The 22,646-nt window shown below is 69.2% G+C and carries 23 protein-coding genes; 11 read left to right on the top strand and 12 right to left on the bottom strand.

What is annotated here, in order from left to right; all coding sequences use genetic code 11:
• The first annotated feature begins 123 nt into the window (after positions 1-123).
• Entirely contained in the window at positions 124-1,029 is a 906-nt protein-coding gene (locus tag MELE44368_RS08625) for a crotonase/enoyl-CoA hydratase family protein (protein ID WP_128108134.1), read from the top strand.
• A 135-nt stretch (positions 1,030-1,164) separates the two neighbouring features.
• Here MELE44368_RS08625 and MELE44368_RS08630 read toward each other — a convergent pair whose 3' ends face one another.
• Genes MELE44368_RS08630 through MELE44368_RS08655 form a run of 6 tightly spaced genes read right to left on the bottom strand, consistent with a single transcriptional unit; the run spans position 1,165 to position 6,090 of the window.
• On the bottom strand, positions 1,165-2,145 hold the full coding sequence (locus MELE44368_RS08630; protein ID WP_128108135.1) for a DUF2889 domain-containing protein: 981 nt from the start codon (positions 2,143-2,145) through the stop codon (positions 1,165-1,167).
• Positions 2,146-2,173: 28 nt separating this feature from the next.
• Positions 2,174-3,025 carry a hypothetical protein gene (locus tag MELE44368_RS08635; RefSeq protein ID WP_083042924.1) on the bottom strand — a complete coding sequence of 284 codons (852 nt, stop codon included), beginning with the start codon at positions 3,023-3,025 and terminating at the stop codon, positions 2,174-2,176.
• Between the two features lie 41 nt (positions 3,026-3,066).
• Entirely contained in the window at positions 3,067-4,584 is a 1,518-nt protein-coding gene (locus MELE44368_RS08640) for an aldehyde dehydrogenase family protein (protein ID WP_128108136.1), read from the bottom strand.
• A 9-nt stretch (positions 4,585-4,593) separates the two neighbouring features.
• Positions 4,594-5,160, bottom strand: a complete 567-nt coding sequence (locus tag MELE44368_RS08645) for a phosphatase PAP2 family protein (protein WP_241566529.1) — start codon at positions 5,158-5,160, stop codon at positions 4,594-4,596.
• Complete coding sequence (locus MELE44368_RS08650; protein ID WP_128108137.1) at positions 5,157-5,672, bottom strand: mycothiol transferase; 516 nt, start codon at positions 5,670-5,672, stop codon at positions 5,157-5,159. The genes MELE44368_RS08645 and MELE44368_RS08650 overlap by 4 nt, the downstream gene beginning before the upstream one ends.
• A 13-nt stretch (positions 5,673-5,685) precedes the next feature.
• On the bottom strand, positions 5,686-6,090 hold the full coding sequence (locus tag MELE44368_RS08655) for a VOC family protein (protein WP_128108138.1): 405 nt from the start codon (positions 6,088-6,090) through the stop codon (positions 5,686-5,688).
• 22 nt (positions 6,091-6,112) lie between these two features.
• Here MELE44368_RS08655 and MELE44368_RS08660 point away from each other — a divergent pair, with 22 nt between their 5' ends.
• Together MELE44368_RS08660 and MELE44368_RS08665 are read left to right on the top strand one after the other, a co-directional pair.
• Positions 6,113-7,840 carry an N-acyl-D-amino-acid deacylase family protein gene (locus tag MELE44368_RS08660; RefSeq protein ID WP_128108139.1) on the top strand — a complete coding sequence of 576 codons (1,728 nt, stop codon included), beginning with the start codon at positions 6,113-6,115 and terminating at the stop codon, positions 7,838-7,840.
• Positions 7,841-7,849: 9 nt separating this feature from the next.
• Positions 7,850-8,224 (top strand): pyridoxamine 5'-phosphate oxidase family protein, encoded by a 375-nt coding sequence (locus MELE44368_RS08665; protein WP_128108140.1) that lies wholly within the window; start codon positions 7,850-7,852, stop codon positions 8,222-8,224.
• A gap of 59 nt (positions 8,225-8,283) precedes the next feature.
• Here MELE44368_RS08665 and groL read toward each other — a convergent pair whose 3' ends face one another.
• Entirely contained in the window at positions 8,284-9,909 is a 1,626-nt protein-coding gene (gene groL / locus MELE44368_RS08670; RefSeq protein WP_128108141.1) for a chaperonin GroEL, read from the bottom strand.
• A 203-nt stretch (positions 9,910-10,112) separates the two neighbouring features.
• On the opposite strand from groL, the gene MELE44368_RS08680 reads away from it, so the two are divergent.
• Together MELE44368_RS08680 and MELE44368_RS08685 are read left to right on the top strand one after the other, a co-directional pair.
• Complete coding sequence (locus MELE44368_RS08680) at positions 10,113-10,625, top strand: cupin domain-containing protein (RefSeq protein ID WP_128108142.1); 513 nt, start codon at positions 10,113-10,115, stop codon at positions 10,623-10,625.
• 66 nt (positions 10,626-10,691) lie between these two features.
• The gene (locus MELE44368_RS08685; protein ID WP_128108143.1) at positions 10,692-12,401 is read left to right on the top strand and encodes a DEAD/DEAH box helicase; all 1,710 of its coding nucleotides are present in this window, start codon (positions 10,692-10,694) and stop codon (positions 12,399-12,401) included.
• A 5-nt stretch (positions 12,402-12,406) separates the two neighbouring features.
• Here the strand turns inward: MELE44368_RS08685 and MELE44368_RS08690 are convergent, their stop codons facing one another.
• The 5 genes from MELE44368_RS08690 to MELE44368_RS08710 are packed head-to-tail and all read right to left on the bottom strand — an operon-like array spanning position 12,407 to position 15,987.
• Positions 12,407-12,880 (bottom strand): SRPBCC family protein, encoded by a 474-nt coding sequence (locus MELE44368_RS08690; protein WP_128108144.1) that lies wholly within the window; start codon positions 12,878-12,880, stop codon positions 12,407-12,409.
• A 36-nt stretch (positions 12,881-12,916) separates the two neighbouring features.
• Positions 12,917-13,192 carry an addiction module protein gene (locus MELE44368_RS08695; RefSeq protein ID WP_241566530.1) on the bottom strand — a complete coding sequence of 92 codons (276 nt, stop codon included), beginning with the start codon at positions 13,190-13,192 and terminating at the stop codon, positions 12,917-12,919.
• 2 nt (positions 13,193-13,194) lie between these two features.
• Positions 13,195-14,010, bottom strand: coding sequence for an HAD-IIA family hydrolase (locus tag MELE44368_RS08700; RefSeq protein WP_128108145.1), 816 nt, complete (start codon positions 14,008-14,010; stop codon positions 13,195-13,197).
• A 25-nt stretch (positions 14,011-14,035) separates the two neighbouring features.
• Positions 14,036-15,454: a PH domain-containing protein gene (locus tag MELE44368_RS08705; protein ID WP_128108188.1), complete on the bottom strand. Its 1,419-nt coding sequence runs from the start codon at positions 15,452-15,454 to the stop codon at positions 14,036-14,038.
• A gap of 50 nt (positions 15,455-15,504) precedes the next feature.
• Complete coding sequence (locus MELE44368_RS08710) at positions 15,505-15,987, bottom strand: PH domain-containing protein (RefSeq protein ID WP_046752652.1); 483 nt, start codon at positions 15,985-15,987, stop codon at positions 15,505-15,507.
• Between the two features lie 41 nt (positions 15,988-16,028).
• Between MELE44368_RS08710 and MELE44368_RS08715 the strand changes: the two genes are divergently transcribed.
• The 6 genes from MELE44368_RS08715 (at position 16,029) to MELE44368_RS08740 (ending at position 22,578) form a co-directional block, all read left to right on the top strand.
• On the top strand, positions 16,029-16,940 hold the full coding sequence (locus MELE44368_RS08715; protein ID WP_128108146.1) for an SDR family NAD(P)-dependent oxidoreductase: 912 nt from the start codon (positions 16,029-16,031) through the stop codon (positions 16,938-16,940).
• The gene (gene moeA / locus MELE44368_RS08720) at positions 16,940-18,175 is read left to right on the top strand and encodes a molybdopterin molybdotransferase MoeA (protein WP_064919386.1); all 1,236 of its coding nucleotides are present in this window, start codon (positions 16,940-16,942) and stop codon (positions 18,173-18,175) included. The genes MELE44368_RS08715 and moeA overlap by 1 nt, the downstream gene beginning before the upstream one ends.
• 40 nt (positions 18,176-18,215) lie before the next feature.
• Complete coding sequence (locus tag MELE44368_RS08725; RefSeq protein WP_046752881.1) at positions 18,216-18,944, top strand: phosphatidylserine decarboxylase; 729 nt, start codon at positions 18,216-18,218, stop codon at positions 18,942-18,944.
• Positions 18,941-19,792, top strand: coding sequence for a CDP-alcohol phosphatidyltransferase family protein (locus tag MELE44368_RS08730; protein WP_206613725.1), 852 nt, complete (start codon positions 18,941-18,943; stop codon positions 19,790-19,792). Before MELE44368_RS08725 ends, MELE44368_RS08730 begins: the two co-directional genes overlap by 4 nt.
• Positions 19,789-21,987 carry an AAA family ATPase gene (locus tag MELE44368_RS08735; protein WP_128108190.1) on the top strand — a complete coding sequence of 733 codons (2,199 nt, stop codon included), beginning with the start codon at positions 19,789-19,791 and terminating at the stop codon, positions 21,985-21,987. Before MELE44368_RS08730 ends, MELE44368_RS08735 begins: the two co-directional genes overlap by 4 nt.
• A gap of 102 nt (positions 21,988-22,089) precedes the next feature.
• The gene (locus MELE44368_RS08740) at positions 22,090-22,578 is read left to right on the top strand and encodes a DUF1707 domain-containing protein (RefSeq protein ID WP_082948561.1); all 489 of its coding nucleotides are present in this window, start codon (positions 22,090-22,092) and stop codon (positions 22,576-22,578) included.
• The last annotated feature ends 68 nt before the right edge of the window (positions 22,579-22,646 follow it).

Consider the following 22,646-nt stretch of genomic DNA (forward strand, 5'->3'; position numbering starts at 1 on the left):
GGGCGAGGCTGAACATAGCACTTAGCGCAGGCTAACGGAGGGTCACCTAACCTGGCGGGCTCGGGGTGGCGGCGATAGAGCAGAAAACGTGTGCCGATCCCGCACTCGCGCCACACTGCAGGCATGCCGACAACGCCGCAGTTCGAAACTCTGCTCTACCAGGACCAACCGCCCGTCGCCACCATCACGCTGAACCGGCCGGAACGCCTCAACACCATCGTGCCGCCGATGCCCGACGAGATCGAGGCGGCCATCGGCCTGGCCGAGCGCGATCCCGCGATCAAGGTCATCGTGCTGCGCGGGGCCGGGCGCGCGTTCTCCGGCGGGTACGACTTCGGCGGCGGCTTTGCGCACTGGGGTGAGGCGATGAACACCGACGGCCGCTGGGACCCGGGCAAGGATTTCGCGATGGTCAGCGCCCGGGAGACCAGCCCACACCAGAAGTTCATGGCGATCTGGCGCGCGTCCAAACCCGTCATCGCGCAGGTGCACGGCTGGTGCGTCGGCGGCGCCAGCGACTACGCGTTGTGCGCCGATATCGTCATCGCCAGCGACGACGCCGTCATCGGCACGCCGTACGCCCGCATGTGGGGCGCCTACCTGACCGGCATGTGGCTGTATCGGCTGAGCCTGTCGAAGGCCAAATGGCATTCGTTGACCGGCGAACCTCTCACCGGAAAAGAAGCCGCCGCAATCGAACTCATCAACGAATCGGTGCCCTTCGAGAACCTCGAGGCCAGGGTGCGCGATGTCGCGGCCAAGCTGGCGAAGATCCCGCTGTCGCAGCTTCAAGCCCAGAAGCTGATCGTCAACCAGGCCTACGAGAACATGGGCCTGGCCTCCACCCAGACGCTCGGCGGCATCCTCGACGGGCTGATGCGCAACACCCCCGACGCGCTCGGATTCGTCGAAACCGCTGCTAAACAAGGTATTCGGACCGCCATCGAACAGCGCGACGGCCCGTGGGGCGATTACAGCCAGGCGCCGCCGGACAAGCGGCCCGACCCGTCACACGTCATCGAGCCCTAGAGTCACAAGTCGCCAATTGGGGTGCAAATCGGCTCGAATCTGCCCCCACTTGCGGCGAAACTGCAGTTATTGTGCTGGCTACTCGCACTTTTCCGCGATAAGTGCAGTTTCGCGGCAAATGCAGTAAGCGCCACCTCAGATGCGCGCGCGCAGCTCGATAAGCGCGTCCAGGTCGCCGAGCGCGCGCAGGGTGTCGTTGAGGTGCGTGCAGGTGCTGGTGCCGACGAACTCGCCGCGAATCCGGCCGCGCAGCTCGGCGACCGTCATGCCCTGTACCCGGCGCGCGCTGCCGATCGCACCCGGACATTCCTGCCACGGCAACACCCGCACCTCGGCCCGGATCGAGGTGAGCGTCCGCGTCGACGTGTCCACCGAACCCGCCACGGTGTACTCGTGCACGATCGTCTCGATCCCGTCGCTGTCCATGTGCGAGTCACGGAAGTGCGCGTCGAAGTCCGCCGAGCCGTCGTCGGACGGGCGTAGATCGAGCCGCCGGTATCGGCGCATCCCGTTGGCACGCAACGGTTCAACGGCGTGCACAGAGAAGTCTAGCGGGGGCGCCGCGGGACCGTGTGCGGTCGGGATCATGTCGTGACGCCGGGCGAACGACACCATCGAGGCGTCGGACGCGAACCCCGCACAGATACCCGTGATGCGGTCCGCAGTCCCCTCGGGAAGTCTCTCCTCGGTGCCGAGTTCGGTCGCCGTGTGCTGCTTCGCATAACCGGATACCAGCGCGGCACCGACCCAGTCGTCGAGCAGCAGGTGCAGAAGGCTGGCCCGCCGCGCTTCGCCGGGCAGCAGCTTTCCCACCGTGGAGCGAAAGCCCGGCCCGACGCGGTGGCCCACCAGCCGGCCCAGCCGGTCGTCGTGCGGCACGGCGGAGATGTCGTCGACAACCCGGTCCGACAGGTGCGCGCGGATGCCGAGTTGGCCGAGCACACGCGGCGCGCCGGATCCGCCCACGACGTCGCCGGCGCGCAGGTCGACGACGGAGTCCTGGTCCCCGACGGGATGGGTGTCGATGGTGCTGGTACGGCGCAGAGCGCCGGCGATCAGCGGCGGCGACGCCTCGACGGGCTGCTGCGGGCCGAGGATGTCCGACACGAACGGCATGGGTCGACCGTACCAATGCGAAGCTGTACTAAGTGTCGCGGCGGCGCCACCCGCCCAGCATCGCCACCAGCACGCCGAACACCACCAGCGCGGCGCCGGCGGCCAGCGTCAGGTTGAGCCAGTGGTGCAGGCTGTCCTCGGCGTGCACGACGACCGCGTCGGCGATGAGACGGATGTCGCCGGTGGTGCGGTTGAGCGCGTCGTTCACATGCCCGCGCGCCACCTCCAGGCCGGCCCATCCGGCAGCGCCCACGATAAGTGCCGAAACCCCCAGCGCAGCAAGCGTTTTACCGCGTGACCGGGACGCCGCCAACGTCAACAGGGCGAAGACACCGGTCAGGATCGTGGCGCCGACGGTGATCCACGGTCCCCACGTCGACACCTGCCGCAGGCGGCCCGGGTGCAATCCCGTGGTTTCGGGCACGGTGATCGGGACGGTCAGGGTCTGCGGCACGTCGAGGTCGATGTCGCCGAGCAAGTCCTTTATCGACGGGTCGTTGAGCATCGGGGCGATGTCGATGTACCAGCGGTCGGTGCCCTCCTCGCGCTGGACGGAGTCGGTGAACATCCACCGGTGCGCGATGCGGTTGGCTTGGCCGAACTGTCCGGGAAACCCGGCGCTGCTGGTGTAGGCGTCGGTCCCGCGGCGGACCATGTCCCGGTTGAGGGTGTAGCCGTTGTCGGCGGCGAAAGAGATGACCTGCCTGGCCAACTCGGCGGCCATCGCGCTCTGCAGCTGGGGGTCCTTGGCCGCTGAAGCCGCGAACGACGCATAGCCGTCCTCGCTGACCACGTTTCGCTGGACCCACATCGCCGGGACCGCCACCGCAAGAAGAAGCGTGGTGACGAGCCACAGCAGCATGGTCGCCACCAGCCGCACGCGTATGTCCTCCTTAAGGGGCAGGGGTCAACGCCGCGAGCTTACTTCGCCACCCGCCGCGGCCGCGCCAGGGCCAGCTTGGTCATCAGCTTGTTCATCCGCTTGAGCGCCTTGAGCGAGTTGTTGTAGTAGGTGCCGCCTGCGCCGATGTTGGTGCGCGGCGCCACGACCGTCTCCTGGCGGCAGAACTTGCGCATGCCTTCGGGTCCGCCGAACCTCGCCCCGATACCGGAGTTCTTCCAGCCGCCCATCGGCGCCGTGGTGCACATCAGGTTGGAGATCACGTCGTTGATGTTCACCGCACCGCAGTCCAGTTGCAACGCAATCGATTTGGCGCGCTCGACGTCCTTGGAGAACACCGACGCCGACAGGCCGTACGGGCTGTCGTTGGCCAGCCGGATCGCCTCGGCGACGCTGGCCACCTTCATGATCGGCAGCGTCGGTCCGAACGTCTCCTCGGTCATGCACGCCATCGAGTGGTCGACGTCCACCAGCACGGTCGGCGGATAGAAGCTGCCGGGGCCCTCGGGCCGCTTGCCACCGGTGAGCGCTTTGGCTCCTGCGGCGACGGCCTCGCGGACGTGCCGCTCGGTCACCTCGACCTGGCTCTCGTCGATCAGCGAGCCGAAGTCATGCCCTTCGCCCGCGCCCATCTTGAGGTTCTCCACCGCGCGCACCACCGCGTCGACGAACTTGTCGTACACCGGCTCCAGCACGTACACCCGCTCCACCGACACGCAGGTCTGGCCGGCGTTGAACATCGCGCCCCACACCGCCGCGTTGGCCGCCAGCTCGATGTCGGCGTCGTCCAAGACGATCATCGGGTCCTTGCCGCCCAGCTCCAGGCTGACCGGGGTGAGCCGGCGCGCGGCGCGCTCCATCACCTTGGCCCCCGTCGTGCTGGAGCCGGTGAACTGGATGTAGTCGGAGTTGTCGACGACGGCCTCGACCGCCTCGCGGGCGCCCTGCACGATCGCCATCACCTCCGGCGCGCCCGAGTCCAGCCAGCCGCGCAGCAGCAGCTCGGCGGTCAACGGGGTGCGTTCGGACGGTTTGAGCAGCACCGCGCAGCCGGCCGCCAGCGCCGCGAGGCCGTCCATCAGCAGGTTGGCGACGGGGTAGTTCCACGGCGCGACGATGCCGACCACCGGATAGGGCCGGTAGTGCACCTCGACTTTCTTGATCGCCAGGAACGGCAGCGCCGCGGGCCGGGTCTCTGGGGCCAGCGCCTTTTCCATCGTCCTGATGTAGTACGAGGTGATCATGATCAGCAGCGGGACCTCTTGGGCGGCGTCGGTGGCCGACTTGCCGGTCTCCTTGATCAGCAGCGACTCGATCTCGTCGCGGTGCTCGCCCATCCACACCGCGTAGCGGGCCAGCACCTTGGCCCGGCCCTTGGGGCCGCGGGCCTCCCACTGTTTCTGCGCGTCGCGCAGCCTCGCCGCCATGCGTGGCACGTCGGCGGGGTCGGTCCACCGCACGGTGCCGGCGACGGCGCCGGTCACAGGGTTGCGGACGGTTCCGGTGTCGGGCAGCTCAACGTCAGGGGTGGCAGTCATAACCCCATGCTAGCCACGTCCTGTGATCCAGATCGCACGCGGGTTGACACGTGTCAAGTCCGGTTCCGCGAGGAGGGCCGCGATGCAGACCAGCGACGTGCCCAGCAGCACCCCGCCGAGCGTGTCGGTGAAGTAGTGAAAGGTCGTGCCGACCCCGATCACCGCCAGCCCGACATACACCGTCGCGAACACCAACGCCCACAGCGCACAGCCGGTCACCAGCACGAACAGGCCCAGCACGACGGTCGTCGTCGTGATATGGCCACTCGGGTAGGCCAGTCCCCCGCCCTTCTCGCGACCGAACAGCGGCTTGATCAGCTGCACCAGCAGATAGGCGCCGTACGGCAGCACGGTCGCGATGACGGCCAACCGCCACCGTCGTCGATACAGCGCGAAGCCGACAACCGCGGCCCCGACGATGATCAGCGCGAGCGGGTTGGCGAACCCCTGCAGGTCGCGCGTCGGGCTGTGGCTGTAGCGGTGAAACCAGTCATCCAGGCCGGTGCTCGACTTTCCGACTGCCCAGCCGAGCAGCACCATCGCGAGCAATCCGACCGGCGGCCACCACCGGATCACGCAATGCCGCGCAGGTAGGCGGCGGCACCCAGGTGCTGGGCGGCGTCGTCGACGATGCTCACCAGCCGCACCCCGGCGGTCACCGGTGGATCCCAGTTGGGGTCGACGACGCGGCTCAATTCGCCGGGCGTGACCGAGGCGATGTACTCGAGCGTCATCTTGTGCACGGCGCGGTAGTAGCCGACGAGCAGATCGGCCGACGCCCGCACCTTGGCGACCTCTTCGGGACCGTGCCCGTAGCCCATCGCGTCGCGAGGAAGGTCGAGGTCGAACCGGTCGACCCAGCCGTCGCGGAACCAGACCTGCTCGGTGCCGGCTATCGCGCAGAGCTGCAGATCCTGTTGCCGCGCGCTGTGCCAGATCAGCCAGGAGATGCTGTTGGCCTCCTGGGTCGGGCGGTAGAACGCGACCTCGTCGGTCAGCCCGTCGGTCAGCTCCTCGGCGTGCTCGATCTGCCGGGTGAACATGTCGCGCAGCAGCTCGCGAACCGCCGAGATATCAGAGTCAGCCATATCCCGACGGTACTCAGTCCGCCTGCGGCGGCGCGCCACTGGAATAGCCGTGGAAGACCGCCTCGATGTTGTTGCCGTCCGGATCGCGCACGAACGCGCCGTAATAGCCCGGGTGGTACTCCGGCCACGGCCGCGGCGCGTGCAGCGACTCGGCGCCCGCCTCCAGCGCGGCGTCGTAGAACGCCTGCACCGCGTCGGTGTCGGCGGCCTGGAACGCGAAGTGCACCTCGCGGTTGGGGCCCGCCGCATCGCCGGCGTTCATGTCGGCGATCCAGAAGTCGGGCTTGCCGTCCCGCCCGTAACCGATGGCGACCTGGTAGTCCAGCTGCCGGGTGTAGCCGAGCACGCCGAGCACCTTGTCGTAGAACGCCTTCGACTTCTCGAAGTCCGCACAGTTGATTCCGAAGTGGTCGATCACCGGCTCATCGTAGATTCGAGGTATGACATATGACCTCGTGATCCGTGGCGGCACCATCGTCGACGGCCTCGGCGGCGAACCCTACGTCGGCGACCTGGCGGTCTCGAACGGGGTGATAGCCGCAGTGGGCACGGTGGACGGCACCGGGACGCGGGAGATCGACGCGACCGGGCTGCTGGTCACCCCGGGCTTCGTCGACCTGCACACCCACTACGACGGCCAGGCCGTCTGGTCGGACCGGCTCACCCCGTCCTCGGCGCACGGCGTGACGACGGCGGTGATGGGCAACTGCGGCGTCGGGTTCGCTCCGTGCCGCGCCGAGGACCACGACGTGCTGGTCGACGTGATGGCCGGGGTCGAGGACATCCCCGGTGTGGTGATGGTCGACGGACTGCCGTGGAACTGGGAGACGTTCCCGGAGTTCCTCGACGCGCTGGACGCGCGCCACCGGGATATCGATGTGGCCGCGCTGCTTCCGCACTCCCCGCTGCGGGTGTACGTGATGGGCTCCCGCGGCGTCGACCGCGAACCGGCCACGCCCGAGGACCTCGCGATGATGCGCAAGCTCGCCGCCGAAGCGGTCCAGGTGGGCGCGCTCGGGTTCGCGTCGTCGCGGTTCACGTTGCACAAGACGCAAAGCGGGCGCCCGATTCCCAGCTACGACGCCGACCGCGCCGAGATCGAGGCGATCGCACGCGGCGTCGAGGACGCCGGCGGCGGGCTGATCCAGTTCGTGCCCGACCTCGTCGCCGGTGACTACGAACCGGTGCTGCAGACGGTGTTCGACGTCGCCGAGGACGTGGGGCTGCCGGTGACGTTCACGCTGGCGATCGGCAACGCCGGTGATCCGTTCTTCGTCGACGCGCTCACCATGGTCGAGAAGGCCAACGCTGCCGGCGGCGACATCACCGCGCAGATCTTCCCGCGGCCGATCGGGCTGGTGCTGGGGCTGGAGCTGTCGGGCAACCCGTTCGTGACGTATCCGAGCTACCAGGAGATCGCGGGGCTGCCGCTGGCCGAGAAGGTCGCCGAGATACGCAGACCCGAAGTGCGCGAACGCATCCTGGCCGACACCCCGGCATCCGACGGGCACCCGCTGATGTTCGCCGCGCAGGCGTTCGAGTGGATGTTCCCGCTGGCTGATCCGCCGAACTACGAGCCGCCGCGGTCGGAGAGCATCGCCAGCAGGGCCCGCGCCCGCGGCGTCAGCCCGCTCGAGGAGGCCTATGACCGGCTGCTCGACGACGACGGGCACGCCATGCTGCTGGTCACGCTGGCCAACTTCCGTGACGGCAGCCTTGACACGGTCGCGGAGTTGATCCGTCGCGAAGACGTCGTGCTTGGCCTCGGTGACGGCGGCGCGCACTACGGAATGATCTGCGACGCAAGCTTTCCCACGTACATGCTGGCGCACTGGGCGCGCGACCGCGCGTCGGGGCGGCTGACGGTGGCCGAGGCGGTGCGCGAGTTGACGTCGGCGCCCGCGCGGGTGGCGGGCCTGGCCGACCGGGGCCGGATCGCGGTGGGATACAAGGCCGATCTCAACGTCATCGACCACGCCGCGGTGCGTCTGCACCGGCCCGTCGTCACCTACGACCTGCCCGCGGGTGGTCGACGCCTGGACCAGAGGGCCGACGGTTACGTCGCGACCATCGTGTCGGGCGAGGTCATCGCCGAGAACGGGGTGCCGACCGCGGCGCGCCCCGGCCGGTTGATCCGCGGCCGTCAACCGGCGCCGAGCGGGAAATAGGATGGCGATATGAGCGTCAAAGTCGACCTCGACGGGCTGGCCGACGCGCTGGCCGATTTCACGTTCGCCTACCTGATCACCGTCGGCGACGACTACCGCGCCCACACCGTCGCCGTCGAGCCCACCCTCACAAGCGGCGTGCTCGACGTCGGTTCCGTCGGCACCACCACGCAACGCAACATCGAGGCGCACGGCGACGTCACCGTGGTGTGGCCGCCGCGCGAGCCCGGCGGTTACTCGTTGATCGTCGACGGAACCGGTCGGATCACCGACAGCGCGTTGCGGGTCGAGCCGACGCGCGCGGTGCTGCACCGCAAAGCGACCCCCGACTCGCCGAAGACGAGCCCGGACTGCCTGCACGACTGCGTGCCGCTGAAGAAGTAGCCGCGCGCACGAAAAAGCCCGGGCTGCCTAGGCAACCCGGGCTTTCCCGTTGGACAGACTCAGAAGTCCATGCCGCCCATGCCACCGGTCGGGTCGGCCGCGGCTGCGGCTGCCTTCTCCGGCTTGTCGGCGACGACGGCCTCGGTCGTCAGGAACAGCGCCGCGATGGACGCCGCGTTCTGCAGCGCCGAACGCGTCACCTTGACCGGGTCGGCCACGCCCGCCTTGAGCAGGTCCTCGTACTCACCGGTCGCGGCGTTGAGCCCCTCACCGGCCTTGAGGTTGCGGACCTTCTCGGCGACAACGCCGGGCTCCAGGCCCGAGTTGGCGGCGATCTGCTTCAGCGGGGCCTCCAGCGCGACCCGGACGATGTTCGCGCCCGTGGCCTCGTCACCGGTGAGCTTCAGCTCGTCGAGCACCGGGGCAGCCTGCAGCAGGGACACACCGCCACCGGCGACGATGCCCTCCTCCACGGCGGCCTTGGCGTTGCGCACCGCGTCCTCGATGCGGTGCTTGCGCTCCTTGAGCTCCACCTCGGTGGCGGCGCCGGCCTTGATCACCGCAACGCCGCCGGCCAGCTTGGCCAGCCGCTCCTGCAGCTTCTCGCGGTCGTAGTCGGAGTCGCTGTTCTCGATCTCGGTGCGGATCTGGGCGACCCGGCCCGCGATCGCCTCGCTGTCACCGGCGCCCTCGACGATGGTCGTCTCGTCCTTGGTGACGACGACCTTGCGGGCCCGGCCCAGCAGCGAGATGTCGGCGCTCTCCAGCGACAGGCCGACCTCCTCGCTGATGACCTGGCCACCGGTGAGGATCGCCATGTCCTGCAGCATCGCCTTGCGGCGGTCACCGAAGCCCGGGGCCTTGACGGCGACGGACTTGAAGGTGCCGCGGATCTTGTTGACGACCAGGGTCGACAGCGCCTCGCCCTCGACGTCCTCGGCGATGATCAGCAGCGGCTTGCCGGACTGGATGACCTTCTCCAGCAGCGGCAGCAGATCCTTGACGGTCGAGATCTTGGAGCTGACCAGCAGGATGTAGGGATCCTCCAGGACCGCTTCCTGGCGCTCGGCGTCGGTCACGAAGTACCCCGAGATGTAGCCCTTGTCGAAGCGCATGCCCTCGGTCAGCTCGAGCTGCAGCCCGAAGGTCTGCGACTCCTCGACGGTGATGACACCCTCGTTGCCGACCTTGTCCATCGCCTCGGCGATCAGCTCACCGATCTGCAGGTCACCGGCCGAGATCGCGGCGGTGGCGGCGATCTGGTCCTTGGTCTCGACCTCCTTGGCCGACTTCAGCAGGGTCTCGGTGATCTTCTCGACGGCCTTCTCGATGCCACGCTTGAGGCCGAGCGGGTTCGCGCCCGCAGCGACGTTGCGCAGGCCCTCGCGCACGAGCGCCTGGGCCAGCACGGTGGCGGTGGTGGTGCCGTCGCCGGCGACGTCGTCGGTCTTCTTGGCGACTTCCTTGACCAGCTCGGCGCCGATCTTCTCGTACGGGTCCTCCAGCTCGATCTCCTTGGCGATGGACACGCCATCGTTGGTGATCGTGGGGGCGCCCCACTTCTTCTCCAGCACGACGTTGCGACCCTTGGGCCCCAACGTCACCTTTACCGCGTCGGCGAGGGCATTCAGGCCCCGCTCGAGGCCGCGGCGGGCCTCTTCGTCATACGCAATTTGCTTGGCCATTGCGAAGTGTTTCCTCCGGATTGGGGATGGCACATCTGTTGGCCGGGTGCAGTGCCCGCGACGGACGGCGTTGGGTGTGCTCCGCGGGTGCGGCCCCTTGCCTCACCGTCCCGACCTAGCACTCACCGGTCGCGAGTGCCAACTGCATTCTTAGCACTCGACCATGGAGAGTGCAAGGTCGTCGGGGACTAGGCTCAGCCCCGATGTCGCTCTGGAATCCGCGCGACGTGCCGCCCTATCCTCCGCCCAGGTACACCCAGGACGAACCCGAGGCCAGCGCATGGCTGAAACGGGGTGACGAACCGCCGGACTACGACGCGTTCGGCCTGGTGCAGTACCGCTATCTCGCCAACCAGGAGGCCACCGACGGCGACTACGGGCTGTACCGCGTCGACATCGCCCCGAACGCCGGCGGCCCGGGGCCGCATTTTCACCGCGCGATGTCCGAGGCCTTCTTCGTGCTCTCCGGGACGGTGACGGTCTACTACGGCACCGACTGGACCGACGCGCACCGCAACGACTTCCTCTATGTCCCGCCCGGCGGCATCCACGGCTTCCGCAACGAGGCCGACGCGCCGGCGTCTCTGCTCATGTTGTTTGCTCCAGGCGCCCCGCGCGAGCACTACTTCGAGGGTCTGGCCCAGCTCGGCGACATGACCGACGCCGAGCGCCGAGAATGGTTCGTTCGCAACGACAATTTCTTCGTCGACACGTGACCCGGGAAGGATGCGAACGCGTAATCCGTTGCGCTAGGCTGCTTACCGATCAGTGAGGAGTCTTGGGTGCGGGTTGGTTCAGCGCCCGACACCCAGGCTTTAAGAGGCTGGCAGCGTCGGGCTTTGGTGCGGTATCTTGGCGCCCAACCGCGCGATTTTCTGGCCGTCGCGACGCCCGGTTCCGGTAAGACGGCGTTTGCCCTGCGGGTGGCCGGTGAGCTGCTGGCCGACGGCACCGTCGAGCGTGTCACCGTCGTCGTGCCGACCGATCACCTCAAGACCCAGTGGGCGCTGGCCGCCGCCAGAAGCGGGATCGCGCTGGACCCGAAGTTCACCAACTCGTCGGCGCTGACGTCCTCGGAGTACCACGGCGTCGTCGTCACCTACGCGCAGGTGGCCAGCCACCCGACCCGGCATCGGGTGCGCACGGAGAACTACCGCACGCTGGTCATCTTCGACGAGATCCACCACGGCGGGGACGCCAAGAGCTGGGGCGAGGGCATGCGCGAGGCGTTCGGCGACGCCACCCGCCGGCTGGCGCTGACCGGCACGCCGTTCCGCAGCGACGACAGCCCGATCCCGTTCGTCACCTACGAGCCCGACGGCGACGGCGTGCTGCGCTCGGTGGCCGACCACACCTACGGGTATGCCGAGGCGCTCGCCGACGGCGTGGTGCGCCCCGTGGTGTTTCTGGCGTACTCCGGTGAGGCCCGCTGGCGCGACAACGCCGGCGAGGAGCACTCGGCGCGGCTCGGCGAGCCGCTCACCGCCGAGCAGACCGCACGGGCCTGGCGCACCGCGCTGAACCCGGCGGGCGAGTGGATGCCCGCGGTCATCGCCGCCGCCGACACCCGGCTGCGCCAACTGCGCCAGCACATGCCCGACGCCGGCGGCATGGTGATCGCGTCCGATCAGACCGCCGCGCGGGCATACGCCGAGCTGCTCACCGAGATCACCGGCGAAGCGCCGACCGTGGTGCTCTCCGACGATCCCGGTTCCTCCGACCGGATCAGCGAGTTCTCCGCTGGCACCAGCCGGTGGCTGGTCGCCGTGCGGATGGTCTCCGAAGGGGTCGACGTGCCGCGGCTGGCCGTCGGCGTCTATGCCACCAGCGCGTCGACGCCGCTGTTCTTCGCCCAGGCCATCGGCCGGTTCGTCCGGTCGCGCCGGCCCGGGGAAACCGCGAGCATCTTCCTGCCTTCGGTGCCCAACCTGCTGTTGCTGGCCAGTGAGATGGAGGCCCAGCGCGACCACGTGCTCGGCAAGCCGCACCGCGAGACCGACGGCGACGACGAGTACGTCGAGCGCCGCAAGTCCGAACCCAGCGAACTCGACAACGGCTTCGAGTCACTGGGCGCCGACGCCGAGCTGGACCAGGTGATCTTCGACGGGGCGTCGTTCGGCACCGCGGCGCCCGCAGGCAGCGAGGAGGAAGCCGACTATCTTGGCATCCCCGGCCTGCTGGATGCCGAGCAGATGCGAGACCTGTTGCGGCGCAGGCAAGAAGAGCAGCTTGACCGCAGGAGCCGCGCAGTCGGCGACATCCAAACGGACACCGCGACCGGTGAGGTGCCGCGAGCGTCCACCCACAGGCAGCTGCGCGAACTGCGCCGCGAGCTCAACGCCCTGGTGTCGATCGCCCACCACCGCACCGGTAAGCCGCACGGCTGGATTCACAACGAGCTGCGCCGGATCTGCGGCGGTCCTCCGGTGGCGGCGGCCACCACCGAGCAGTTGCAGGCACGCATCGAGGCGGTCCGCACGCTGCGGGCGTGATCTCGCTATTTTTCGGCGAGCTGAGCCAGGTGCTTCAGCGAGTTGTCCAGGTGCGCCGCCTCGAACGGCGGGAACTGGATGTGTTCGCGCAGAACCGGCGGCACCTGCGACCAGTCGTAGGTCAGCGTGACCTCCGTCTGACCCGGTCCGGTGGACGCGAGGTCGTAGCGCCAGTACCAGCCGCCGAATTCGAGTTCGGCGTCGTCGGGCCCCTGACCGGGCCGCCATGCGATGGCGTGCGGACGGTCGAAGACCTCGACGCGGTTGGCCATCTCGTACTCCTTGTCGGGATGGTTGTCGTGATACATCGCCATCCGGAAGACCTGCCCGGCTTCGCTGATGCGCTCACCGGTCAACGGCTCGCGCACCCACCCGGTGCCGTCGATCGCCTGATGTGTCGACGGGTCGGCCAGGACATCGAAGACGACGTCGATGGGCGCGCTGACGGAGGTGCTGACGCACATGCGTTCTTCAGTCATAGCTGTATCGACCGCCGACGGTCGCGAAACTCATCGCTAGGTGAGCAGCCCGCAGCCGGCCACTCCGCACAGCAGCGAGCTGGTTAGCAGCGCCGGCCAGCCCAGCACCGCGACCACCAGCGCCGCGATGTTGGCGAAGACGGTGAAGTCAGCGCTGAGCGCGTGTTTGAGCTGCCCGATCAGCTCGATGTGAAGCATCGCATAAACCACGCCGATCACCGTGTACGCCAACCCGATCCACAGCACGAGCTCGAGCAGAGTGTTGATCCCCCGCCGCAGCAGCGCCTGCTGCACGCGTTCCCACATCGTCATCGCTAGAGCCCGAGAAGCTCCGGCAGGTCGGCCACCGAGTCGATCACGTGGTTGGGCTGCATCGCGAACTCGTCTGCCGCCCAGCGGTCCAGCGTCTCCTGCCGGAACTTGCCCGTGCGCACCAACACCCCCGTCATCCCGACCACCTGGGCCGCCAGCACGTCGTTGTTGAGGTCGTCACCGACCATGTACATCTCGTCGGGCTCGACGCCGAGACGGCTTGCGGCCGCGAGGAATCCGTCCGGGGCCGGCTTACCGACGGCAGTCGCCTTGCGGCCGGAGGCCTCCTCCATGCCGATCAGGTACATCCCGGTGTCGATCCGCAGACCGTCGCTGGTGGTCCACGCGGTGCTGCGGTGCATGGCGACCACCGGAACGCCCTGGGCCATCCAGTCGTACACCCACGACAGGGTCGGATGGCTGTACTCCGGTCCCGCGCCCCCGAGCAACACCACGTCGGGCTTGTCCGGGGCCTTCGGCCCGCTGAACTCGGTCGAGTACACGATGTCGATGCCGGGCATGTCCTCGGCGATCTGACCGCTGTTGACGAGAAAGCAGCGGGCATCCGGAAAGCGGTCACGGACATACTCGGCCGTCAGCACCGCCGCGGTGACGACCTCGTCGGGGCGCACCGCCATGCCCGCCTCGGTCAGCAGTTCGGCGATCTGGACCCGGGTGCGCGTCGTCGTGTTGGTCAGATAGGAGCAGGCAACCTGGTGCTCCGCCAGTAGGCGCAGCGTCCTCGCCGCGCCCTCGATCGGTTTCCATGACGTCACCAGGACACCATCGATGTCGAAGAGCACTCCACCGATAGCCATTGCCCGACATTAAACGGCAACCGATTCAGCGCAAGTCGGACCCCACCCGAGCCCACTCGGTGTCGGCGACCCACGGCGATGCCTCCGCAGCAATCGACCACGCCAACTCCGCGGGCACATCGATCACCTGATAGTGCTTGACCCCCGCCGCCGTGGCCGCGATCAGCGTCGCCACTCCGGCGCGGCGCTGCATCAGCGTCTGCCGCACGGTCCAGCCGATGATGCCCGACGCCTCGATGCAGTCGCGGCGGCGCTGCAGGCTGCCGGTGCGCGCGACCAACCAGCCGTCCCCGACCCGGTGCCCCAGCGACCGGGTCCGGTCGTGCGCCAGCAGCGCGCAGCCCACCGCGAGCACGACGCACAGCAGCCAGGCCCACGTCGGCGCCGCGGTGACGGCCAGCACAACGGCGATCACCACAGGCGCCACCATCGCCCGCGTCCACCGCCGTCGCGTGGCCGCCGGGCCGTGCGCCCGCAGCGGACCGCTGACCACCTCGGGCCGCTCGATCAGATCCGTCAGCACCGCCTCGGCCGTCGCCCGGGGGCACGGGGGCAGCAGCAGCGACGCCTCCCCCACCCCGCCGACCCCGGTCATCACCGCGTCCAGCCGCGCCCCGCCGAACAACCGCACCAGCAACGGCTCCCGCAGCGACCCGCCGCGCAACCTGCGCATGTCGAAGGTGTGCTCGCGCACCCGCAGCAGCCCGAGCCGCAGGTGCAGCACATCCGCGTCGCGCCGCAGCACCAGGTTCCCGTAGCTCAACAGCGACTGCAGCACCGACAGCACCACCGACGCCAGCAGCACCACGATCGCCGCCACCGCGACCGTCGTCGCCACCCCGAACTGCTCGGCGACGTCGACACCCGACTGGGCCACGTCCGAATCCCGCAGCGCCGCACCGGCGCCCATCTGATAGACCAGCCCGGCGGCCGCCGCGATCATCGCCAGCCCGGTGAAACTCAGCGGGCTGTACCGCAGCCACGACGGATCCCACTTGGCCAGTACGCGGCCCGCGGGCGCCTGCTCTTCGTCGGCGACCGCCAGCGAGTCCGCCAGCAGGATCGCCCGTAGCCGGGGCACCTCCTCGGCCTGCACCGCGTCCAGCGCGAACACCGCGTCGCCCCTGGCCTCCTGGCCGGTGCTCACCCGCAGCACCGTCAGTCCCAGCATCCTGTGCAGCAACCGGGCCTCGGTGGACACCGACCGAATCCTGTTGCGCGGCACCGAGATCACCTTGCGTTGCAGTACACCGGTGCGCAGCTGCACATCGGTGGGCCCGATGCGGTAGGTGGTCGTGAACCAGCGCGCCGCGCCGTACGCCACCGTCGCGGCCACCACCATCACCACCACCGCGGGGTTGCCGGTCGCCGAACCCAGCACCAGCGACCCGATGATCACCGGGATCTGACGCATCACCTCATGCACCGGATGCACCAACAGCATTCGCGGGCTCAGCCGGTGCCACACCTCGGTCGGGGCTGCGGGCGGCCAGCTCACGTGGCGTCCTCCGCGCCCAGCGCCGCGACGTCGGTCAGCTGCGCGACGATCTGGTCGGCCACCTCGGTGTCCAGCGCGACGATGCGCACCGCACCGGCCGACGACGCCGTCGTCACCGTCACGGTGGACAGCCCGAACAGCCGGTCCAGCGGCCCGCGTTCGGTGTCGACGGTCTGCACCCGCGATATCGGCGCGATCCGGCGTTCCTGCACCAGCCAACCCGAACGCGTGTAGACGGCCCGCCCGTCGATGTCCCAGCGGTGCACGCGGTACCGCCACAACGGCACCACCACCACGAAGACCGCGACGCCCACCGCCGTCGCCGCCGCGGCGGTCACGTGCAACCACCACGCTCGCGGGTCGACGAGAAGCCACACCAGCTGGGCGAACGCCAGCACCAGCCATGGAATCGCCGCGCCGATCGCCCACACCAGAGGCGCCTTGCGGCTCGGCGGATGGGCGGGTTCAACCAGATCCATGATTCGAGCATGACGCACGTCGGGCTGAGTATGTTGATCGCATGACCGCCAAATGGACCGCGGCCGATGTGCCGGATCAGTCAGGCCGGGTGGCCATCATCACCGGCGCCAACTCGGGGCTGGGCTATGACACCGCGGCGGTGCTGGCCGACAAGGGCGCACATGTCGTGCTCGCCGTGCGCAACCTCGACAAGGGCAGGCAAGCCGTCGATCAGATCAAGTCGGGCAGCCCCAACGCCGACGTGACGCTGCAAGAGCTCGACCTGTCGTCGCTGAACAGCGTGCGCAAGGCCGCAGCAGAGCTGCGCGCGGCCCATCCGCGCATCGATCTGCTCATCAACAACGCAGGCGTGATGTACGTGCCGAGGCGCGAGACCACCGAAGACGGCTTCGAGATGCAGTTCGGGACCAACCACCTGGGCCACTTCGCGCTGACCGGGCTGCTGTTGGAGAACATGCTGCAGGTCGGCGGGTCACGTGTCGTGACGGTCAGCAGCGTCGGTCACCGGATCCTGGCCCGCATCCATTTCGAGGATCCGCATCTGGAGCGCAAGTACAACCGGGTCGAGGCCTACGGGCAGTCCAAGCTGGCCAACCTCATGTTCACCTACGAGTTGGCTCGCCGCCTCAAGGCCAAGGAGGCCCCCACCATCGCGGTGGCCGCGCACCCCGGGCTTTCGGACACCGAGCTCATGCGCCACCTGCCCGACTTCATCCCCGACTTCGTCTGGAAGATCGTCGCCCAACCCGCCGACAAGGGTGCGTTGCCGACGCTGCGCGCGGCCACCGACCCGGGCGTGCAGGGCGGTCAGTACTACGGACCCGACGGCATCGGCGAGTCCAGGGGGCATCCGAAACTCGTTGCTTCCAGCGCACAGTCGCACAACGAAGACATTCAGCGTCGGCTGTGGAGCATGTCCGAAGAGCTGACCGGCGTCACCTTTCCCGTCTGATGCCCGGTCTGCTACGCCCTGTCGAGGAACACCAGCGCGTCGTCACGAGCCTCATCGCGCCCCGGCCCGCCGTTGGCGTTCCGCTCGCCGACGCGCTGGGCCTGGTGCTGGCCGACGACGTCGTCGCGCCGCTGTCGTTACCCGGGTTCGACAACTCAGCCATGGACGGATACGCCGTCGTCGCCGACGACGTGGCGGGCGCGTCAGCCGAGCAGCCCGTCGTCCTGCCCGTCGCCGAGGACATCCCGGCCGGCCGCACCGATGTGCTGATGCTCAAACCCGGTACCGCACACCGGATCATGACCGGGGCGCCGGTGCCGTCCGGCGCGACGGCCGTCGTGCCCGTCGAGGCGACCGACGGCGGCGTCGACACGGTCGCCATCCGCGCCGCCGCGCCACCCGGAAAGCACATCCGCCGCGCGGGCGAGGACGTCACCGCGGGCACGACGGTGTTGCGCAGCGGGCACCTGGTCACCCCGGCGGCGCTGGGGCTGGCGGCCGCACTCGGATTGGGTGAGCTGGCGGTGATTCCGCGCCAGCGGGTGGTGGTGATGTCGACGGGCACCGAACTGGTCTCCCCCGGCACACCGCTGCGGCCCGGCCAGATCTACGAGTCCAACGCGGTGATGCTGACCGCCGCGCTGCGCGACGCCGGCGCCGAGGTGGTGGCCTCGACGATGTCCGGAGACGACGTCGACTCCTTCCGCGCCACGCTGTCCCGCCACGCCGGAAACGCCGATCTGATCGTCACGACCGGCGGGGTGAGCGCGGGCGCCTATGAGGTCGTCAAGGACGCATTGGGCGGTTCCGTCGATTTCGTCAAGGTCGCGATGCAGCCGGGCATGCCGCAGGGCTGCGGGCGCGTCGCCGGAGCAGGTTCGCCTGCGACATCAGAAACAGCCACGCCGATCGTCACGCTGCCTGGCAACCCCGTCAGCGCTCTGGTGTCCTTCGAGGTGTTCCTGCGGTCGCCGCTGCGCGCCGCGATGGGGCTGCCCAACCCCGACCGGCCGCGCCGCACCGCCGTGTTGACCGAGGATCTGACCTCCCCGCGCGGTAAGCGCCAGTTTCGCCGCGGCGTGTTCGACGCCGACGCGGGCACCGTCACCAGTTACGGCCCGCCTGCGTCGCACCATCTGCGCTGGCTGGCGTCGGCGAACTGTCTGCTGGAGATCGACGAGGACGTCACGGAGGTAGCTGCGGGCACGCAGGTGCGGGTCTGGGACCTGGCATAGCGGTCGTGGCCGGCGCGTGCGCCCGTAGAATCGCGGGACGATGGCCAGACGCCCCGACCTCAAATCCGGCCCCGAGCGGCTCGCGGCGCTGGTGCGCACCACGATTCCACCGATGCACCGCGCCGGGCTCCCCTTCGTGGGGGCCAGCCTCGCGGTCGCCGCGCTCGGCTGGCGCAACCCCTGGCTCCGCCGCGCCGGGCTGACCTCGGCGGCCGCCAACGCGGCGTTCTTCCGGCACCCGCCCCGCGTCGCACCGACTCGCCCAGGCCTCATCGTGGCACCGGCCGACGGGTTGATCTGCCTCATCGAAGAGAAACCTCCGCCAGCCGAACTCGGTTTGCCTGCAACGCCGTTGCCGCGCATCAGCATCTTCCTTTCGGTGTTCGACGCGCACGTGCAGCGCGCACCGATCGGGGGTGAGGTCACCGCCGTCGTGCACCGGCCGGGGCTGTTCGGCTCGGCCGAACTCGAGGCGGCCAGCGAGGACAACGAACGCAACAGCATGGTGATCCGCAGCCCCGAGGGCGTCGAGGTGATCGCCGTGCAGATCGCCGGGCTGATCGCGCGCCGCATCGTGTGCGAGGCCAAAGTCGGCGACAAACTCACGATGGGACAGACGTACGGGCTGATCCGGTACGGGTCGCGGCTGGACACCTACCTGCCCGCGGACGCGAACGTCTTGGTGACCACCGGGCAGCGCGCGCTGGCCGGCGAGACGGTATTGGCCGAGCTGCCGCGATCCGATGTCGCCGCCGGAGCGGCTCCGTGATCAAACCTCGGGTCAAGCCGGGCGTGGTCAGCCTGCGCATCCTGCCCAGCGGTATGACGGTGGCCGCGATCTGCCTGGGCCTGACCGCGGTCAAGATGGCGCTGGACACCCGCCCCACCGAAGCGATGGCGTTCCTGGCCGTCGCGGCGATCCTCGACGCGCTCGACGGGCGGATGGCCCGCGCGCTGAAGGCGACCTCGCGGATGGGCGAGGAGGTCGACTCCCTGGCCGACGCGGTCAACTTCGGTGTGGCACCGGCGTTCATCGTCTACGGCACGCTGCTGTCGCAGTCGCAGGTCGGCTGGATGGTGGTGCTGCTGTATGCGGTGTGCATCGTGCTGCGCCTGGCGCGGTACAACGCGATGCTCGAGATCGATCAGCCCGCCTACGAGAAGAAGTACTTCGTCGGGATGCCCGCGCCCGCCGGGGCGATCGGGGCGATCGGACCGCTGGCCGCCAAAATGCAGTTCGGCGAGGGCTGGTGGACGTCGGAGTGGGCGGTGGTCATCTGGATGGTCGGCGTCTCGCTGCTGGTGGTCAGCACCATCCCGATGCGCAAGATCCACACGTTCTCGGTGTCGCCCAACATGGTCGCCCCGCTGCTGGCGCTGCTGGCCATCGCAGTCGCGGCCGCGATCCTCTACGGCTACCTCGTGATCCTGTTGATCATCGCGGCGTACGTCATCCACATCCCGTTCGCCGTGCGGACCAAACGATTCCTCGCCGAGCATCCCGAGGTGTGGGACGAGCGGCCGCGCCAGCAGCGCGCGGCGCGACGGGCCATCCGCCGCGCACAGCCACATCGACGCTCGATGCTGCGGCTCGGACTGCGGAGGCCAGGGTCCTGACGAAACCCACACAGCAACTCGCCCTGACCGCACGGTTGAACACGTCAGCGCTGGACTCCCGGCGCGGCGTGGTCCGGCTGCATCCCGAAGCCATTGCGGCACTCGGTATTCGAGAGTGGGACGCCGTGTCGTTGACGGGCTCACGCACCACCTCCGCCGTCGTGGGGGCCGCACCGGCGGGCGCCCCGGTGGGAACGGCGCTGCTCGACGACGTCACCCTGTCCAACGCGGGTCTGCGGGAGGACGCCACGGTGCTCGTCGCCCCGGTCACGGTCTACGGCGCGCGTTCGGTCACGCTGTCGGGCTCCAAGCTGGCGACACAGTCGATTTCGCCGCAAACTCTGCGACAAGCGTTGCTGGGCAAGGTGATGACCGTCGGTGACACGGTGTCGCTGCTGCCCCGCGAGCTCGGGCCCGACATCCCCACCTCGCGGGCCACCGCGGCGCTGGCGTCGTCGGTCGGCATCACCTGGACATCCGAACTGCTGACAGTGACGGCCACCGACCCCGCGGGCCCGGTCAGCGTGCAACCCAATTCATCGGTGGCTTGGGCATCGACGGGCACGTCGGCCACGAGCACGTCGGCGCCGGCGCCGACCACCGCGCCCCCACCCTCGACCCCGGTGCGCAGCATCGACGACCTCAAGGGCGCCCAGGCCCAGGCCGAGCGCCTGACCGAATGGCTCAAGCTCGCACTCGATCAGCCCGAGCTGTTGGAAACCCTCGGCGCCACAGCCAATCTCGGGGTGATGGTGTCCGGTCCCGCCGGCGTCGGCAAGGCCACCATGGTGCGTGCCGTGTGCGCCGACCGGCGACTCGTCGAGCTCGACGGCCCCGACGTCGGTGCGCTGAACGCCGAGGAGAGGCTGCGCAGCGTGGCGTCGGCGGCGAACACCGTCCGCGACGGCGGCGGGGTGCTGCTGATCACCGACATCGACGCGCTGCTGCCCGCTGACCCGGATCCGGTGGCGTCGCTGATCCTGGCCGAACTCCGCAACGCCGTCAGCACCCCGGGGGTGGCGGTCATCGCGACCTCGGCGGTACCCGAGAATGTCGACGCGCGGCTGCGCGCACCCGATTTGTGCGACCGCGAGCTCGGACTCCCGCTGCCCGACGGCGCAATCCGCAAGCAGCTGTTGGAAGTGCTGCTACGCGACGTGCCCGCAGTCGATCTCAACCTCGACGAAGTCGCCGATCGCACACCGGGTTTCGTCGTCGCAGACCTGGCCGCACTGGTCCGCGAGGCGGCGCTGCGGGCGGCGGCGCGGGCCAGCGCCGACGGGGAGCCGCCGCGGCTGACCCAGGAAGACCTGGTCGGGGCGACGTCGGTCATTCGCCCGCTGTCGCGTTCGGCCACCGAGGAGGTCTCCGTCGGCTCGGTGACCCTCGAGGACGTCGGCGACATGGCCGCCACCAAGCAGGCGCTCACCGAGGCGGTGCTGTGGCCGCTGCAGCATCCTGACACGTTTCAGCGCCTCGGCGTCGCGCTGCCGCGCGGTGTACTGCTCTACGGTCCGCCGGGGTGCGGCAAGACGTTCGTGGTGCGGGCGCTGGCCAGTTCGGGCCGGCTGTCGGTGCACGCGGTCAAGGGCGCCGAGCTGATGGACAAATGGGTCGGGTCATCGGAAAAGGCGGTGCGCGAACTGTTTCAACGCGCCCGTGACTCCGCGCCGTCGTTGGTGTTCCTCGACGAGATCGACGCGCTGGCGCCCCGGCGCGGGCAGAGCTTCGATTCCGGTGTCACCGATCGCGTGGTGGCCACGCTGTTGACCGAACTCGACGGCATCGACCCGCTGCGCGACGTGGTGGTGCTCGGCGCGACGAACCGGCCCGACCTGATCGATCCCGCGCTGTTGCGGCCCGGGCGCCTGGAGAAGCTGGTCTTCGTCGAGCCGCCCGACGCCGAGGCCCGCCGCGAGATCCTGCGCACCGCGGGCAAGTCGATCCCGCTGGCCTCCGAGGGTGATCAGGCTGTGGACCTCGACGCGCTCGCCGACGAACTGGAGGGCTACAGCGCGGCTGACTGCGTCGCACTGCTGCGCGAGTCGGCGCTGACCGCGATGCGCCGGTCCATCGACGCGGCCGACGTCACGGCCGCCGACGTCGCCGCAGCCCGGCAGACCGTGCGCCCGTCGCTGGACGCGGCGCAGGTCGAGTCGCTGCGCGCGTTCGCCCGAACCAGAACGGCCCGCTGACCTCCACTTTCTCCACCGAGCATCCGCATCTTGACAGTGCCAAGTTGACGAGGCATAGTCGGACAGTGAACTTGTCATTGTCAAGATCGAGGAGGTCCCGCCATGACCGCCCCCCACACGGCCGAGGTCCGCGCCGGCGACCGCGACCGGGAGAAGACCGCGAACCTGCTCGGGCTGGCGCTGGCGCAGGGCTATCTCGCGATGGACGAATACGAGTCGCGGCTGCAGACCACGTTCGCGGCCGAGACCCGCGCGCAGTTGCGTCACCTGACCAGCGACCTGCCCGTCGAGCGGCTCAAGCGCAACGATCCCCGCCGCCACGAAGCCCGCAGGCGGGCGGTCAGGCACAGCGTCCGGTTCCACCTGGCCGGCTACCTGACGATGGTCGCGATCGTGCTGACGGTGTGGCTGGCGGTCGGCCTGACCGCGGGCTCCTGGTACTTCTGGCCGATCTGGCCGATCCTCGGCGCGGGCGTCGGGCTGCTCGGCCACACGCTGTCATCGACCGGCGCTCGCTCGCATCGGCGCGAATTACACAGCGCGGCAACCGATCTCATGTCTGTACCGGTAGTCTGCCGATTCCGACCGTGAACCGTCCGCCGGTCGACTACGCTTTCACGTAGGTGTTCGCCCCGCTGGTCACCAGCACGTCACGGGCG

The organism is Mycolicibacterium elephantis DSM 44368 (genome assembly GCF_004014805.1).
GTDB lineage: Bacteria > Actinomycetota > Actinomycetes > Mycobacteriales > Mycobacteriaceae > Mycobacterium > Mycobacterium elephantis.